This window comes from Synechococcus sp. 'PEA 65AY6A-5F PE A' (assembly GCF_047462575.1).
In the GTDB taxonomy this organism is placed as follows: Bacteria; Cyanobacteriota; Cyanobacteriia; order Thermostichales; family Thermostichaceae; genus Thermostichus.
In genome coordinates this window covers 1-14,947 of the sequence record NZ_JAOALE010000011.1, presented here as the reverse complement: position 1 = coordinate 14,947, position 14,947 = coordinate 1, and the positions used below count along the sequence as shown (strand labels likewise).

The window sequence follows — 14,947 nt, the reverse complement described above, 5'->3', positions numbered from 1 at the left end:
GCGTGCTCACCACTCTTTTTCAGGTCTACCTCCCCCTGCTGGGCTGGACGCTGCTGGGGTTTGTCCTGCAGAGAGGGCTACCTCCCCCCTGGCGCCATTGGCTAAATCCCCAAGCGCTGGGCCGCTTCATGTTTTGGGTGGGGGTTCCCCTGGGCACCCTTGGGTTTATGCAGACGGCGGACCTCTCTGGCCAGCTCTGGGCGGCCCCTTTGGTCTGCTGGCTGGCCACAGGGCTAGGGTATACCCTGGCCAGTGCCTGGCTGCAGTGGCAGCACCACACCTGGCAGGGGAAGAAAGATTGGGATCCCTGGCTTTGGAGCAGAGCCCGGCGAGGCAGCTTTTACCTGACAGCCACCCTGGGAAATACGGGTTATTTGGGCTACCCCATCTGCTTGGCGGTGGGCGGGAGCGCCTACTTTGGCTGGGCTTTGTTTTACGACCTGTTGGGCACCCTCTTGGCCGCCTACGGTCTGGGAGTCTGGGTTGCCAGCCGCTACAGCGCTTCCTTCATCCCTCCCCGGCAGGCTATGCTCCGAGTCCTGAGCAGTCCCACTCTCTGGTCTTTCTTTGTCGGCCTGGCAATGGCTCGCCACCCTCTCCCAGAATGGCTGGCCCAAGGGCTGACTGCCTTTGCCTGGAGCACGATTCCCTTGAGCTTAATCCTTTTGGGCATACGGCTAGCCCAGGTGCCGCACTGGGGATCCCTTCGCCCCGCCGCCGCGGCCCTCTTCATCAAAATTGTTGTCCTGCCCCTTTTGGTGGGCCTGGGGTTAGCCTTGACCCCCTATCCCCCCTTGGCCAAGCTGGTGCTGGTCTTGCAGACCGGCATGCCTCCTGCTATTGCCACCCTGGTGCTGGCGGAGGAATACGACTTGGATCGGGAGCTAACAGCAACAGCCTTGGCCCTAGGCTACGTGGCGGCCCTGCTGACCCTACCTTTCTGGTTGCTGCTGTGGGGAACCTAGTAGGCCAGGTGAGAGAGGGTTTGCTCCAGGTAGCGATGTACCAGACGATCCAGGTCAGCCTCCTGGCTGGGCAGTTCCCGTCCTTGGAGCCATCCGCGGAAGCCCGAGCTTTCCACGATGGCCTGGCGCAACGGCTTCCAAACCGCTTGGGCGCGCCGTTCTGTATCGGGGCTGAGAGCAGGACTGGTCATGGTTTCTGAAGAGGAAGCTGAGAGCAGACTGAACTCAGGATAGCCCGGATCCCTGTTGGCTTTAGCTCTCTAGGATACAAATCTGCCTATCTCTCTCCCTGAGGGAGAGGGGCTGGGGGCAAGGGGATCCCTAAACGAACAATTGGCTGCGCTGCTGGATGCGCAGGGCTGGCCCCAAGGCATTGAGGAGGGCAACGCCATAGCTGCGGGCAACGATGCGGCTATCCAAAATCGCCACCCAGCGGGTGGGCAAGCCGGAGGCTTCACCTGCTTCTGCGCCTTGTCGCAGAGGTGCAACAGCCCGCTGCAATTGGCTGGCCGCCACTGGCAAGAGGTATTGGCGGAACCAGTCCTGTTGGGTGCGCTGCAGATACTGCACCCGTCCGGCCACCCTTGGATCCTCCATCGAGGGAAAGGGCAAGGTGGCAATGGCCAGCAGTTCCGGACAGGGCAGGCTGGCCTTGTGCTGCAGCCAGTAGGGCCAGTCGCAGACCAAAATGCCCTTTTCTCCGGGAAATAGGCTGTTTACCCGCACCCGCGAGCCAAATTCGGCAGCCAAAGCAGCCCCCACCTGTACCTGCAGAGGTTGATCCGACACCAGCACCACCACAAAGCCCTGCACCTGCGGGATCAGGCTCCTTAGCTCCTGCAACAGGTGCTCCCGGAAGAGGGGGCTGTTGGGCAAGGGCAGCCGCGGCAAGTAGAGGGAAAGGCTCGGCAAGGGCTCCCCGCCGGAACGGATCCAATCCTCGCCTGAGCTGAAGCGCAAGGGCGTCAGATCTGGCAAGCCCAGGCGCCAACGATAGGCCTCCGCCTGCCGATCCAGGTCCAGGGCCTCGCCGATGATCACTACCGGCTGAGTGGCCCAGATGGGTGCCAGCCACTCGTGTAGAGCCGCCGGGCTGTGGTAAAGGGTGAGGCGACCGGTCTCGCGGTCAGTTTCCGCCCACCAAACCCAGCGGGAAGCGGGATCCCCCTCGGCGCAGAGCCGCTGGCGGAGCTGATCCCAAGGATCCGGCAGCCAGCCGGCGTAGCTCACCACCAAAGACAGCGCTGCCTCCAGGTGAGCCTGTTCATCTGCCTGCAGGAGGCAGCGAGAAAGCGGTCGCCGCAAAAGCTGCAGGGCTAAATTCACCTGGGCCTGGGAAAGCCGCTCCGCCTCGGCAGGGAAGATCTGCCGCAGTTGCTGCCAGTGACTGGCTTCCAGGGTGACCGTCAGCGCCTGGTAGGCCCACTCTTCCAGGTCTTCGGCTCCGTCCAGGATGAGAGGGATCCCAGTCGGCATCTCTGCTCCCCTCAAGCGAGCCCGCAGCCAGTCCAGGGGATCCACCAGCAGCAACCCCTGAAAATCGGGATCCGGCCAACGGTCTTTTTGCAGGACGGGCTTGTGCAACTGCAGGGTCTGCCGGAGCCAAGGGATCTCTTCTCCCAAGATTTGCGCCTGCACGGACACTGTGGCACAGAGCAACGTGGCACTCGGCCACATCAACGCCGGCAGCAGATAGCTGAGGCGGTGCTGGCCCCCGGCGGGCACCTGAATCAAGGTGCTGCGACCCAACCGCAATCCCCGTGCCACCATGCGGGCCATTGTCAACTGATGGGGCCACACGGCTTCGGGAGACCGCCGCAAAAGCTGTCGCAACTGTTGGTGAACCTCAACCTCGATCACAGTCAGTACGCCAAGGATCTGCCACAGGCGCTAGGGTGAACTAGCCTATTCTAGGGTAGGGAAGAAAACCAAAGAGCACCCCTGGGGTGAGCGATGTCTGCTATTTCTGCTGTTCACACCACCTTGACCGCGCAAGAGCAAGCCGCGCAGAGGGGATCCCTGCTCTTGGATCGCTCCGAGTGGGGCCGCCTGCGCCTGCAGGGATCCCCTGGCTTGGACTACTTGCACAGCCAGAGTACTCAGGATCTCAAGGCTCTCAAGCCCGGCCAGGGGGCAGATACGGTATTTGTCACCCCCACAGCAGGGATCCTAGATCTGGCCACGGTCTACGTGGAAGAGGAGGCCTGCTGGATTTGGACTTCGCCGCAGCGGCGCAGCCTGCTGATGCAGAGCCTGGGGCGTATGTTGCCCTTTGTGCGCGGGGCCCAGCTAGCCGATGTGACCGGGCAGACCTTTGCCTTTGGGCTAATTGGCCCCCAGAGCCAGGCCCTTTTGGAGAAGGGGGTGGCTGCAGAAGGGATCCCGACAAAACTGTATGAGCACCGCCAGGTAGAGATCCAGGGGATCCCCGTCCATTTGGCCTGCGGCAGCGGCCTCGCCCAGCCAGGATTTACCCTCTGGGGGGCTAGCGAACACAAAGCTGCCCTTGTCGACTATCTGATCCAAGCTGGAGCAGAGCTGGCCTCACCTGAACTTTGGGAAGCCCTGCGCCTAGAGGCCGGTCGCCCTGCCGCCGACCGCGAGCTGACCCCCGACTACAACCCTTTGGAAGCCGGCCTGTGGCATGCCATTTCCCTCTCCAAAGGGTGCTACATCGGCCAGGAAGTCTTGGCCAAGCAGGTAACCTACCGGCGCATCCGCCAAACCCTCTGGGGGATCTGCCTCCAGGGCGAGGCCCAGCCCGGTGCCGACATCGTGCGGCAAGGGGAGAAGATCGGCGTGTTAACCAGCGCTGGCCTCACCTCCCAGGGCCACGTGGGCCTGGGCTATGTGCGCACCAAATTCGCGCCCGCCGAAGGATGGGAGGTGGAGGTTGGTTCAACAACCGGCCTCCTCACCCGCCCGCCCTTTTTGAGCTTTCCGCCCGTTGTTTGAGGAGATCTCAGCTCCCTAGAGATCGAAATGGCGGCGAAAGCGGGGATCCCACCTGTCCTTTTTGCGCTGATTACAGACTTTGCACAGGGTTTGCAAGTTGCTGATGTCGTTGCTGCCGCCCTGGGCAAGGGGGATGATGTGATCAACCTGAAGCTGCACCTCGGGGGGCGATTTGCCACAACTGCGGCAGCGGAAGCCATCCCTTTGGAAGACATACTCCCGCACAGATGGTGGGATCGGGATCCTCTCGCCAGGTTTTTTCTCTTTCATCCACTACTCACCTGTATTGCGAAAACTATCTAGTTCGGAGTCTCGAGATGGGCTATCGGGAGTAAACTCGAGACAAACTTTAAGGGATATCTTGCCCTCAGCCCAATCCTTTCTAGGCTGTAAGATTCGGGATTTTACTCCCTCTACTAAAGCTCTAATTTCTACGTGAACCTTTTTTGAGCGAAGGTAGCCATTTGTTCGTGCGATATCTGCAAGAAAGTAATCAATAATTGCACTGTGCAAAACGCTGGGAAGATAGATTTGGTTGCCAATCGCAACGGCAGTTTCTTTGTCATCTGCTTTGAGAAGTATCGAGTCGAACACAGCCTTGTTTCCCATTGCTCACAGACTTCGCTAGCCAGTATCTTCTCGAAAGGGATCCAGAGGAGATTCACTGCTTGCTGATCCTGGATCTTCTGGCTCAAACTCAACTGCTGCTACCAGCTTTACCCTAACTCTGCCATCAACCCATGGCAAGCCAGGACGTAAAAGTTTAGCAGGAACCCCTCTCGCATCAGTTATTTTGCCCAAATTGACCGAGCTATAGTCAACTGAAATGTTTCTGGCTCTAAGTTTATTATATAAACGAGATCCAAAGTCATCATAAGCACTTTCCAAGCAAGCTTTGGTAAATTCTTGTGAGTAGATCAGGCGTCCTCCTACATCAATAACAGTATTTGGAAAAGTATCTATCTGGACAAAGCGCTCTTGAGGTTGCTCCTCGCCTGACACTGCCCCGGCCTCCTAATGCATTCCGCCAGCTTAAGCTATTCCTCGTCTGTGCGAAGATCGTCCAGAAGAGATCCATCGCTACTCTCTGAGCCCGTATACTCTGGCTCAAACTCTACGGTGATCCGCAACCTTACCCTGCCCTTCTCCCACTCCTTCTTACCCGGCACCAGGAGCTGACAGGCAAGGCCCTGATCAAACCACTTCGCTTCTTGCAGTAGCTTTTCTTCAGGCCGGGGAGCAAGAAGGCTGCTAGCAATATTAAGCAAGTTTTCGGGTGGAAGGATCCCTGAGGATCTCAAGGCCGCAATAAACAGGCGATTGAGCTCTTCTTTTTTAGGTAAATCCTCTTGGGCTGCTTTGACCAGGCTGGCAACCTTGAAAGTTTTCTCCCCTATAGAGAGGATCCCTTCTGAGTGTTGCTGCAAGGGCATGGACTTAGACAAGAAAACCTCACCCCCCTTCAAATAGTAAGGAGAAACAAGCCGCTCTACTTTAGGTCGTCAAGTATGCTGTCCAGCTCAGGGAAAATCTTGCCTAAGTCAGAGACCTCATCACTTGGCCCGCTTTTGCTGGCTGGCTGCTCGGGAGAACTTGCTGAGGTGTCGGCTGATTCGCCGGTCAAAGAAGGCTTAGGTAGAGAAATCAAGGGCAAAAGTTCGCGACCTAAGCCCATAGCCTGTAAGCATAGGTTGATCCCAGAAACAGCTTGGTTGTAGCTATCGATCTTTGCTTCTAGATCCCTTAGACGCTGTTGATTTAAGGCAATTCTTTCTTCTGCTTCTTTCCTAAGCGTCGCCTCCATAAATTGCTTTGCTTCGGGATACTTTTGCAGAATTTCGTTAGCCACTTCCTTAGCAACGGGCAAGAGCTGAGTCTTGAGGGTATTGTTGGTTTCTTGCCGGAAGTTAGAGCGTATTGTCTGGACGACTTTGGGCTCAAAGTCAAGCTTGAGCAATTGCCGGATCCCGGGCTCGGCATCTCGAATAGCCGAAATATCGTAGGACTGAGACGTTTGCTTCAGAACTTCCCGGAACTGATAGATTGAGAAAGTACCCTCATCATAGAAACGAGGACTTTCTCTTAGATACCGATCGCACTCCTTGCGAGCACCGCTGACTAATGCAGTGCGAACTTTTTCCCTAACCTCTAGTAGTTTCTTCTCTAGGTCACCGTCGGATCCCAGTAGGCGAAACAACTGCTTGTAGTAGTCTGCACTGCGTACACGATCGATAAGCCGGCGAAAGGAGTTCTCTACAACTGTGGTGGCAGACTCGACCAGTATATCCTCTAGATGGTTTGACAGGTAGTAAAGGGCTTCAACCAGGACAGCCAAAAAGGGAGCTGTGGAGTTACGGTGGTGGATGCAGACAGCTTGGCTATAGGCATTGTCTACTGAAAATGTGTCCAGAAGCTCATCCAGCCTGCGCACCATCTTGGCCTGCAGCTTTCGAAAGTCAGACTCAAACTCTTTATCTGTTCCGTCAATAATCTCGTTGACCATAGTTTGAATATGTTCGTCGAACTCTTGACCAATTTTATTCAACTGCTGGTTAATGAGCATTAACTCATGGGCAATCATGCTGTCAACTTCTCTCGGCTGGCTATCCAAGTCTCCATAAAGATCTATATAGGACTTTCTGAGCTCAATACACAGAGGCTGCAGGTCATCGGCAAGAGCTATAAACAACTGCGGTCGCTTTTCTTCCGTCAGATAGCGAGTAATCCCACTGCGGAATTCTTCTATGCCGCTATCCTTGATCATGTACTCAACTAGGGGCATGCCCCACTCGTTTAGAATTCGAATGTAGTTATCGATAGGAGTCTCATAGCCATGCACGGAAGGGCGGAAGGGGGATCCAACAAGTCTTCCTGAAGAGCTGCAGTACTTAACAAACTCGCTAATAAACTGAGGTGTTTGCTCTCTGCCACCCAGCTCCTTTATACTTTCCGAAAAGATGGTATCGAGGCCAAACCTCGTTTCTCGAGTCGTTGCCTTGATCTGCGAGCCGTAGAAGCCCAGCAGGGCGCTGGTTTTAAATAGGCGGGCTTGGCGAAACTGTTGGTCAATGATAGCCTCTAATCTCTGCCTTAGCTGGGAGTTGTACCAAGTTTCATCAATGCGGTTGAACACGTAAAAAACTCGATCCCGAATGCTGTCGCTGCTCTGGATGTGCTCAATGAGTTCTGTTTCTTCTTTAGTCAGCTCACCCGTAGTAGCACACTTGAGGACGCAGACAACTGCGGAAGTGTTTGGATCGGCAATTTTTTGATAGGTGCGCTCGGCGTCCGCTTTAACCGGAGCATCGATTCCAGGGGTATCGACAATAACGTTTCCGTCTTCTAATAGAGGATGATGGCAGTAGTACTCGATCTTCCGCAGAACTGCACTATTGGCACCGCGCCGGGCAAAACTGGCCGCTTCTCTTAGGTTGCCAAGGTTAAGCTGTTCCATCGAGAAGACTCTGTTTTCGGTTGGGTGAATTCTGGCGCGGTTTTGCTGGAAACCTTCAATTAACAAGCGCAGCGCATCTGCTTGCTTTGCCCGTTCCGACTTGCTTTTGCCGCCCTCTTGGTGAACAATGGCCTCAGCCTGCTCTTTTAGGCGATTGAGTGTGGCTTCCTCTAGGTTGTTGCCACTGGGCAGGGCTAAGCCCAAGCGAGTGCAGAAGGCAGCCATCTGTTCCTGTACCTGGTGCTCGCTGAGGAAGGTGAGTACTACCCTCTCGGCGGCAGGCTCTGCATAGGAGATGTAGCACTCTGTCCCTGTGGCGTGTCCTTCGGCGCTGTAGAGAAGCTCCCTTTCTAGCAAAGCGTTGATCAACATCGACTTGCCGGCGCTAAAAGCACCGGCGAAGACAATCTCAAAGGTTGGGGAAATAGCCTTGCTCAGCGAAGCTTGAATTCGGGTTGTATCTTGCTTTCCTGAAAGGGTGGGATCCTGCTGCCAGAGGTTTAGAATCGTTTCAACGTGCTCCCGTAAGTTTTCGCACTGAGGCAAGAGTTGCACAGCCATCTCAGGGATCTCCGCTAGGGCTGGGGAGATTATAACGCCCTCAGCCCTAAGGGGAAGGTTCTCATGCTACTTTTCTTCAGATAAGGCACCCTTTGATGGCTAACAGCACAGAACCTAGCTTGCCAGGGCAAAGAGGTCGCTCCACTCGCGGTTGGGAACGCCGGGCTTGGCGATGATCTCGAAGATGCGGTTTTTCGCTGCCGGTTGAAACAAGCTTTCGACAGCTACCTGGGCAACTTTGATGCGAGGGACGCTGCCCTCAAAGAGGGTATCGGCCTTGGAGAGGACAATGCCATCTTCGTTGTCCTGGTTTTTCAGGCCCCCTGGCCGAATGATGGTGTAGGTGAGGCCGCTTTTTTGCAAGTATTCTTCGGCTTGCTTTTTCCACACCAAGATCAGCCAAAACAAGTTGAGAGGATGGAACAACTGAGACACGCACAGAGAAGAAATCAAAACAAAGTGTTGGATCCCTTTGGCCTTGGCTACATCCACTAAGTTCTTGGTGCCTTGGTAGTCCACTCGGTAGGGCAGAAAGGGATCCCAACTGGGCCTAGCGCCAGTAGCGCAGAGCACCACCGTGCATCCTTCCATGCCGGCTTCCAGCGTGGCCGGATCCAGCACATCTCCCACCACCACTTCTGCTTCGGGGGGCAGAACCCGAGCGGCCAACTCGCGGCTGCGCACCAGCGCCCGTACCGGGATGCCGCGGCCCACCAACTCTTGGACAATGCGCCGCCCTGTTTCTCCTGTAGCCCCTGCAACAAAAGCCTTCATCCTCTCCCCCTGCCAAACTGCTTAATGTGACGGTGGCGGTTCCAGGTTCCATGCTGGCCTTGCTAAGACCATTATCTTCCCAAAATCCGCCCAGGCAGGGATCCTGTCCATGCGACAGGGGTAGTCGCGGCAACCGCGGGCGCCAGCTTCGATCCCGGCAGCCGGCCAGCTCCAAAACATCCTCCGCTCCACCGCCGGGTAGACCTGCGGTTCAAAGGGAAGGGATCTTGAAAGTCTTGAAGCTTTATTGAATAGGTTTGGCCACATCCCCCACCTTAAAGCCAGAGCTGCTGAGAATGCGGCCCACACTGGATCCCTGATCCACCTCTGTCAGTTGGATCTGGCCAGCGGGCTCAGTCAATTTGCGCAGGACTGCCCCCGTGGCCGGATCTTTAACCTCGCGAACGACGCGCTCCACAGACAGGATCAATCCCACGCGGTAGCCGTCGCTGCTGCCCTTGTTCAAGATCACCTGGTTACCATAGACATCCGCCACCAAGGCATCGACGGTCGGCAAAGAGCGGGGCTGGGCCGCTAAGCGACTGGCAAAACCGGCCAACTGCTGGGCAATTTGCTCCACCGCCTGTTGGCTGGCCAAAACCAGTAGCTTTTCTTCGTTGCTGGTGGCCGATCCCCCGCCAAAGTCGGCAACCGTGACGGTGCTATCCGACTGGCTGACGTTGCCCCGGCCCTCGACCACGGCCAAGATCTCCGCCGTGCTGGTGCTCACCAGGCGGGCATTGAGCTGCACGTTGGCATCAGCATCCACCACCTCGGCCCCCACCGCCAGCGGGAAGCTGCCGAAGGGGGTCAAGACCCGCGCCTCACCCCCAGAACGGCGCACCGACACATCGAACTGGGTAACACTGCCGAGGATCACAGCATCGACCCCGAGGATCCGGCCCACCTGAGCGGCGGTGTTGGCATCTAAGCGCCCCGATAGCCCCAAGTTCTGCTCGGCCAAGATCGCGTCCAGCCGCGAGGGCTCGATAACCGAAAAGGTGCCATCTCTCACCAGCCGATCCACCAGCAGATCGCTCACCCCCCGGGATGCCTCGCGCAGGCTTTAGGAATTGCTGAGGCTGCTGAAATCAAAATCCAAAACCGCAACGCGCGGGCGAGTGGTGGGTTGAGGCGCTTGTCCTACCTGGCTGGGGGCAGAGAGATTGCAGCGAAGGTCTTGGGGAAACTTCTGGCACAGCTCCGGATTGGTGGATTGGGCAGCCACCGGGATCCCCATCCAACCCAAGCTCAGCAGCGGGATCCCGAACAGCAGAATGGAAGAGAGGCTGCGCATGGTTGAGCGATCTCCTAGATCGAAGAGGTGGCCACAGTCCATTCTCAGCTTGCACCCAAAAGCGGGGCGGTGACCGGCATCACCTGGGCGCCTGTTCCCAGAAGATGTCCTATACTCTACCGATTCCAAGGCCATTGGGAGAAGGGATTGAGAAGGTTGGCACAGAGGAGTTGACAGATCTCAACAGTTAAGACTGAGCAGAGATGCTCGCCCTTTGTGAGTTGCCGGAAAAAGCTTGACCCGCTTTATTGGGCCGGGTTTAGATTGGGATCGAGCGTGCAAACTCAGTGTTAGCCTAGTAAAGCTGTGTTTTTGTACAAGCTATGCCTGTTCCTAAGAAGAAAACCTCCAAAGCCCGCAGTCGCAGGCGGTATGCGGTTTGGCTGGGCAAAGCCAAGCTTCAGGCCCAGCGGGCGATGACCATTGGGCGCGCCATCCTCAGCGGTCGCAACACCGGCTTCTACTACCCCAAAGCCAAGTCGGAAGAAGAGGAGGGAGAAGAATAGGGATCCCCATAGCCGGAAGAGTGGTTTACATTGGGGTCAGGCTCTCTTGAGAGCTGTTCTGCTACCTCCCAGTCTTGGCTGTTCAGCGACTTGCATGCGCTCGTTGACCTCTCTTACCTACTACCAGCGGCTGGGCTTGTCTCCAGGGGCCTCTCCTGAGGACATTCGGCGGGCCTACCGGCAGTTGAGCAAACGCTACCATCCCGACACTTCTCCTCTGGCGCCAGAGGTGGCGATTCGTTGCTTCCAAGAACTCCAGGAAGCCTACCTTGTCCTCAGCAACCCGGCAAAACGGGCCATCTACGATGCCAGCCTGCGGGCGGTGACGGCCAACATGGGATCCCCCGGTGCTGATTCTCTGGAGCTGCGCATGGAAACCCGGCCTCTCTCGGCGGGCGAGCTCTGCGCCCTGCTGCTGATGGGCTCCACCTTCGTGGCGTGTTTGGTGTTGGCGGTTGCTTTGGCCTGGCTACGGGAGGGTGGGGTGGGCTGACCAACTCCGGTTGCTTGTGGATGAGGTTAAGACAAAGCGCTCAGGGCTTCCCATTGATAAGGTGCTTGAATGGAATAGGTTGTTAACTTTTGTTTTGTTCGACGGCTTCTCTGCGCGCCATCTCCCCATGCCTTTGCCTCCTGCAACTACGCCTCTCTACAATCACCCGCTCCACGCCATCGAACGCTGGCTGGAGGATCAGGGCTGCACCCGTGACCCGCAGAATGTGGAGCAGTGGTTTTGCGAGCGGCCCGGCTGGAAAGCCTGCCTGCGCCTGGAGGAGACCAGCATTTGGGTGCGCTATACCTATCCTGATGGCAACACCAAAACTCTGTCTTTTCCCTATTCGCTAAGCCGCCAGGATGTAGAGCAGGCCATTTTTGAGGACTAGCCGGCTATGCGCATTCTGCAACTGCCTGCCCTGCGCGACAACTACATCTATCTGCTGCACGATCCCGAGACGGCCACGGCAGCGGTGGTGGATCCGACACTGGCCGAGCCGGTGCTGGATAAACTGGCTGAGCTAGGGGCGGAGCTGGTGGCCATCTTCAACACCCACCACCACCACGACCATGTGGGGGGCAACCTGCAACTTTTGGCCCGCTACCCCCGTGCCGTCGTCTACGGCAGCCAGGCGGATCGGGGACGGATCCCGGGCCAGACGGTGGAGCTGCAGGCGGGAGAGACGGTGGCATTTGCGGGCCGGCAGGCGAAGGTGCTGTTTGTGCCCGGCCATACGCGGGGACATGTTGCCTACTACTTTCCCGAAAGCGGGGATCTCTTCTGCGGCGATACCCTGTTTGCCGGGGGATGCGGGCGCCTCTTTGAGGGCACCCCGGAGCAGATGCTGGGATCCCTGGATCAACTGCGGCAGTTGCCGGAAGCCACGCGGGTCTGGTGTGCCCACGAATACACCTTGAACAATCTCAAGTTTGCCCTGACGGTGGATGGGGACAACCCCGACTTGCAGGCGCGCTACCAACAGGTGGTGGCCCTGCGCCAGGCGGGATCCCCAACTGTCCCCAGCACCATCGGCGAAGAGCGCCGCACCAATCCTTTTTTGCGCTGGGATCAGCCGGCTTTGCGGGCGGCTACGGGCGCTCAAGATCCGGTGCGGGTTTTTGCCCGGCTGCGGGGTATGAAGGATCAATTCTAAGGCTGGCCGGAACGCGAACGGGGCCGAGTTGTGATTGGGATCCTGTCCTGACGCTGGGGATTCCCAGTTTGCTTTCCGTAAGATTGGCTTCTTTTTTCGGGAAGGCGGGACATACTGCTAAGTAAGATAGGTAACCTCGGTGGGCCTGCATGGCTACTCCCTAAGCCCCCATGTCTTGTCTTGACTGCCCAGCTCTGCCCACCTTTATGCAGGAGGCAGGGCGTTTGTTTCTCTGGCTGCCCACTCCTCATACCCACCGGAAAATCTGGCAGGCCCTGGAGGCCAAGACAGAGGTTCCCGTTCAACTTTTGGAAGACCTTGGCCTAGTTGTTGCCATTGCCCAGGGGGCCCTCAAGAAGACCCTGGAGACAATGGCCGAGGTTCTCTCCCAAGGAGAGATGCAGGCCAGCCGCGCCTTGTTTTTGCCTGGGGATAGGGATCCCTGCTGGCAAGATTGCGCCCGGGTGGAGTCGTTGCTGCAGTTGTTCCACCGCACCCAAGCCGAGCTGTTGTTGGAATTGTTGAAGGAAAACCGCCTCACCACCTATTTCCAGCCCATTGTCCGGGCGCGGGATCCCGCTTGGGTGGTGGGCCACGAAGCGCTGGTGCGGGGGTTGGACAGAGAGGGCAAGGTCATTGGCCCGGACTTGCTTTTTGCCACGGCCCGCGAAGCCGGGTTGCTCTATCACCTGGACTTGGCTGCCCGCCGCACGGCCATTGCTGCCGCCACCCAGCACCGCCTCGAGGGGGATCTGTTCATCAACTTCAGCCCCACGGCCATTTACGACCCAGCCTTTTGCCTGCGCTCTACTGTCTGGGCCATCAGCCGCGCCGGGATCCCGCCAGAACGGGTGGTGTTTGAGGTCAATGAATCCGACCGCAGCCCCGATTTGGATCATTTGCAGCGGATTTTGCGGTTTTACCGGCAGGCGGGCTTTCGGGTGGCGCTGGATGGCCTGGGCGCCGGCTACGGATCCCTAAACCTGTTGCACCGGTTGCAGCCAGATGTCATCAAGCTGGATAGGGAGCTCATTCGCGGCGTAGATGGGGATCCCTACAAGGCGGTGATTGCCCAAAAGGTGCTGGAGCTGGCCCAAGAGCTGGGGATCGTCACCCTGGCCGAAGGGATCGAGACGGCAGAGGAGCTGCAGTGGGTGCGCGACCACGGGGTGGACCTGGTGCAGGGCTTTTTCATCGCCCGGCCCCAGCCTGTTCCCCCAGGATTAGGATCCATAGGATAGCTGCCCCCACGGCTTGAGCGGCTACTGAGAAGATGACCAAAGCTGGGAGGAAGAGATCGTAGAGCACCCCCATCAGGGCGCTGCCCAAAAACCAGGCCAGGCCGTAGAGGCTGGTAAACAGCCCAAAGGCAAAGCCCCTCGCCTGGGGAGCCACCATGCCGGCTACTGCCGCCTTCATGACCGATTCCTGAGCCCCCAAGCCAATCCCCCAGAGCACTATGCCCACCACCGCCAGCCCGTAGCTGCCGGAAAAGGCCAGCGGCGCAAAACCGGCAGACAGGACCACCGCCCCCAGCAGGCTCCCCAGCCGGATGCGGTCAAACAGCCAGCCACAGCCCAAGGCCGCCAAGGCATCCACCCCCATGGCCAGGGCGTAGAGCAAGGGGATCCCTGCCTCCTCGCTCCCCGACTGTCGTTGCAGATGGAAAGCAATGAGGGGAAAGTCGGCAAACCCCACGGCCACACAGGCCGCTGCTATGAGATAGAGCCAAAAGACCCTGGAAAAGCCTTGTGCTGGAGCGGTTTCCGGCTCCGGCTCAAAGTCGCGCGGGGTGGGATAGAGCCATCGGGCCAGCCCCAGCACCCCCAGCCCCAGAGCCGCCGGGATCCCCAAGGCCAAGAATCCACCCCGGAACCCGTAGCCGGCGGCAACCATCCCTGCCACCAGCAGCGGCCCCCCCACCGCCCCGATTTGATCCAAGGTCTCGTGCAGGCCAAACCCAATGCCCTGGCCCACCTGCAGAGCCGCATGGGAGAGCAACACATCCCGCGGCGGGGTGCGGATCCCTTTGCCCAGGCGCTCGGCCAGCAAAAGCAAAGCGGCCCAAGGCCAACTGTCCACCCAGGCCAAAGCGGGGATCGCCGCCGTGTTGACAACATAGCCCAGGGTGGTGAGCTGCCAGTGCCCTCGACTGGGCCGAGAGGGATCCCTACTGAGCCGGTCGCTCCAGTAGCCCACGCCCAGGCGCAGCCCATAGGCCAACAATTCTCCCCCGCCGGCCACCAGCCCCACCACCGTGCCGCTGGCCCCCAGGGATCCCAAAAAAGCTCCGGAGATGCTGCGGGCCCCCTCGTAGGTGGCGTCAGCGCAGAGGCTGACGATCCCGAGGAGGAAGATAAAGCGCCAAGCAGAATCGGACATAGCCAGCTCCTGAGGACGGGCAATCCAACTGGGGATCGGGACTATGGCTGGGGCTGAGGAGCGTGATGGAATACTTGGACGCTGTGGCAAGTAACTAGACCGTCGCGCACCAGGTTTTTGACATCCGGCAGAAAGGCCTTGATTTTCTCCGGCGTGTCGATAAACGTTACCAAAATGGGCAGATCTGTGTAAAGCTCGAGAAGGTTGCTGCTGCGAATGTGACTGTTGTGGCCAAAGCTGGCAATGGCTCTCACCATGGTACCGCCCGCCATGCCCCGCCGACGGGCCAGCTCCAGCAGAGCCAGGTAGAGAAGCTTATTTTGTCAGTGATCCGACTCGCTAATGTAGATACAGTCTTTTAATTTAAAATAGGGTACAGGTATTCAAGAGGAAGGAGAGAAAGG

Annotated in this window: 18 protein-coding genes and 1 pseudogene; 7 read left to right on the top strand and 12 right to left on the bottom strand. The window is 58.0% G+C overall.

Translation table 11 applies throughout. From position 1 onward, the window contains the following. The first annotated feature begins 2 nt into the window (after positions 1-2). A complete protein-coding gene (locus GG26_RS05355) occupies positions 3-965 on the top strand; it encodes an AEC family transporter (protein WP_414389254.1) in 963 nt (320 codons plus the stop codon). Here the strand turns inward: GG26_RS05355 and GG26_RS05350 are convergent. Beyond that, positions 962-1,156, bottom strand: coding sequence for a hypothetical protein (locus tag GG26_RS05350; RefSeq protein ID WP_099812204.1), 195 nt, complete (start codon positions 1,154-1,156; stop codon positions 962-964). The two genes, GG26_RS05355 and GG26_RS05350, sit on opposite strands and share 4 nt — an antisense overlap. A 130-nt stretch (positions 1,157-1,286) precedes the next feature. Further along, positions 1,287-2,825, bottom strand: coding sequence for a hypothetical protein (locus tag GG26_RS05345; RefSeq protein WP_414389251.1), 1,539 nt, complete (start codon positions 2,823-2,825; stop codon positions 1,287-1,289). A gap of 93 nt (positions 2,826-2,918) precedes the next feature. Here GG26_RS05345 and GG26_RS05340 point away from each other — a divergent pair, with 93 nt between their 5' ends. Further along, positions 2,919-3,920 carry a YgfZ/GcvT domain-containing protein gene (locus tag GG26_RS05340; protein WP_414389249.1) on the top strand — a complete coding sequence of 334 codons (1,002 nt, stop codon included), beginning with the start codon at positions 2,919-2,921 and terminating at the stop codon, positions 3,918-3,920. A 15-nt stretch (positions 3,921-3,935) separates the two neighbouring features. On the opposite strand, the gene GG26_RS05335 is transcribed toward GG26_RS05340, so the two are convergent. The 8 genes from GG26_RS05335 to GG26_RS05300 form a co-directional block, all read right to left on the bottom strand. Continuing rightward, entirely contained in the window at positions 3,936-4,190 is a 255-nt protein-coding gene (locus GG26_RS05335) for an HNH endonuclease (protein WP_414389247.1), read from the bottom strand. A gap of 3 nt (positions 4,191-4,193) precedes the next feature. Next, complete coding sequence (locus GG26_RS05330; protein WP_414389245.1) at positions 4,194-4,529, bottom strand: KGK domain-containing protein; 336 nt, start codon at positions 4,527-4,529, stop codon at positions 4,194-4,196. A 15-nt stretch (positions 4,530-4,544) separates the two neighbouring features. Then, entirely contained in the window at positions 4,545-4,922 is a 378-nt protein-coding gene (locus GG26_RS05325) for a KGK domain-containing protein (RefSeq protein ID WP_414389243.1), read from the bottom strand. Positions 4,923-4,957: 35 nt separating this feature from the next. Further along, positions 4,958-5,353 carry a KGK domain-containing protein gene (locus GG26_RS05320; protein ID WP_414389241.1) on the bottom strand — a complete coding sequence of 132 codons (396 nt, stop codon included), beginning with the start codon at positions 5,351-5,353 and terminating at the stop codon, positions 4,958-4,960. 56 nt (positions 5,354-5,409) lie between these two features. Continuing rightward, positions 5,410-7,935: a dynamin family protein gene (locus GG26_RS05315; RefSeq protein WP_414389239.1), complete on the bottom strand. Its 2,526-nt coding sequence runs from the start codon at positions 7,933-7,935 to the stop codon at positions 5,410-5,412. Between the two features lie 114 nt (positions 7,936-8,049). Then, complete coding sequence (locus GG26_RS05310) at positions 8,050-8,709, bottom strand: SDR family oxidoreductase (RefSeq protein ID WP_099812211.1); 660 nt, start codon at positions 8,707-8,709, stop codon at positions 8,050-8,052. Between the two features lie 244 nt (positions 8,710-8,953). Further along, a complete protein-coding gene (locus tag GG26_RS05305) occupies positions 8,954-9,772 on the bottom strand; it encodes a CsgG/HfaB family protein (protein ID WP_414389322.1) in 819 nt (272 codons plus the stop codon). 3 nt (positions 9,773-9,775) lie between these two features. After that, a complete protein-coding gene (locus GG26_RS05300; RefSeq protein WP_240527684.1) occupies positions 9,776-10,006 on the bottom strand; it encodes a hypothetical protein in 231 nt (76 codons plus the stop codon). Positions 10,007-10,329: 323 nt separating this feature from the next. On the opposite strand from GG26_RS05300, the gene GG26_RS05295 reads away from it, so the two are divergent. The 5 genes from GG26_RS05295 to GG26_RS05275 all read left to right on the top strand — a co-directional run bounded on the left by GG26_RS05295 (position 10,330) and on the right by GG26_RS05275 (position 13,402). Then, entirely contained in the window at positions 10,330-10,512 is a 183-nt protein-coding gene (locus GG26_RS05295) for a 50S ribosomal protein L32 (protein WP_011430004.1), read from the top strand. Positions 10,513-10,606: 94 nt separating this feature from the next. Next, the gene (locus tag GG26_RS05290) at positions 10,607-11,005 is read left to right on the top strand and encodes a J domain-containing protein (protein WP_011430003.1); all 399 of its coding nucleotides are present in this window, start codon (positions 10,607-10,609) and stop codon (positions 11,003-11,005) included. 127 nt (positions 11,006-11,132) lie between these two features. Next, entirely contained in the window at positions 11,133-11,396 is a 264-nt protein-coding gene (locus GG26_RS05285) for a DUF3143 domain-containing protein (RefSeq protein ID WP_414389236.1), read from the top strand. A 6-nt stretch (positions 11,397-11,402) separates the two neighbouring features. Then, positions 11,403-12,161, top strand: a complete 759-nt coding sequence (gene gloB / locus GG26_RS05280; RefSeq protein ID WP_414389234.1) for a hydroxyacylglutathione hydrolase — start codon at positions 11,403-11,405, stop codon at positions 12,159-12,161. A 170-nt stretch (positions 12,162-12,331) separates the two neighbouring features. Next, entirely contained in the window at positions 12,332-13,402 is a 1,071-nt protein-coding gene (locus tag GG26_RS05275) for an EAL domain-containing protein (RefSeq protein WP_414389232.1), read from the top strand. Here GG26_RS05275 and GG26_RS05270 read toward each other — a convergent pair. Next, positions 13,353-14,543, bottom strand: a complete 1,191-nt coding sequence (locus GG26_RS05270) for an MFS transporter (RefSeq protein WP_011429999.1) — start codon at positions 14,541-14,543, stop codon at positions 13,353-13,355. The genes GG26_RS05275 and GG26_RS05270 overlap by 50 nt on opposite strands. A gap of 41 nt (positions 14,544-14,584) precedes the next feature. Further along, positions 14,585-14,851 (bottom strand): annotated as a pseudogene (locus GG26_RS05265) (DUF190 domain-containing protein); the annotation flags it as partial. Positions 14,852-14,947 lie beyond the last annotated feature (96 nt).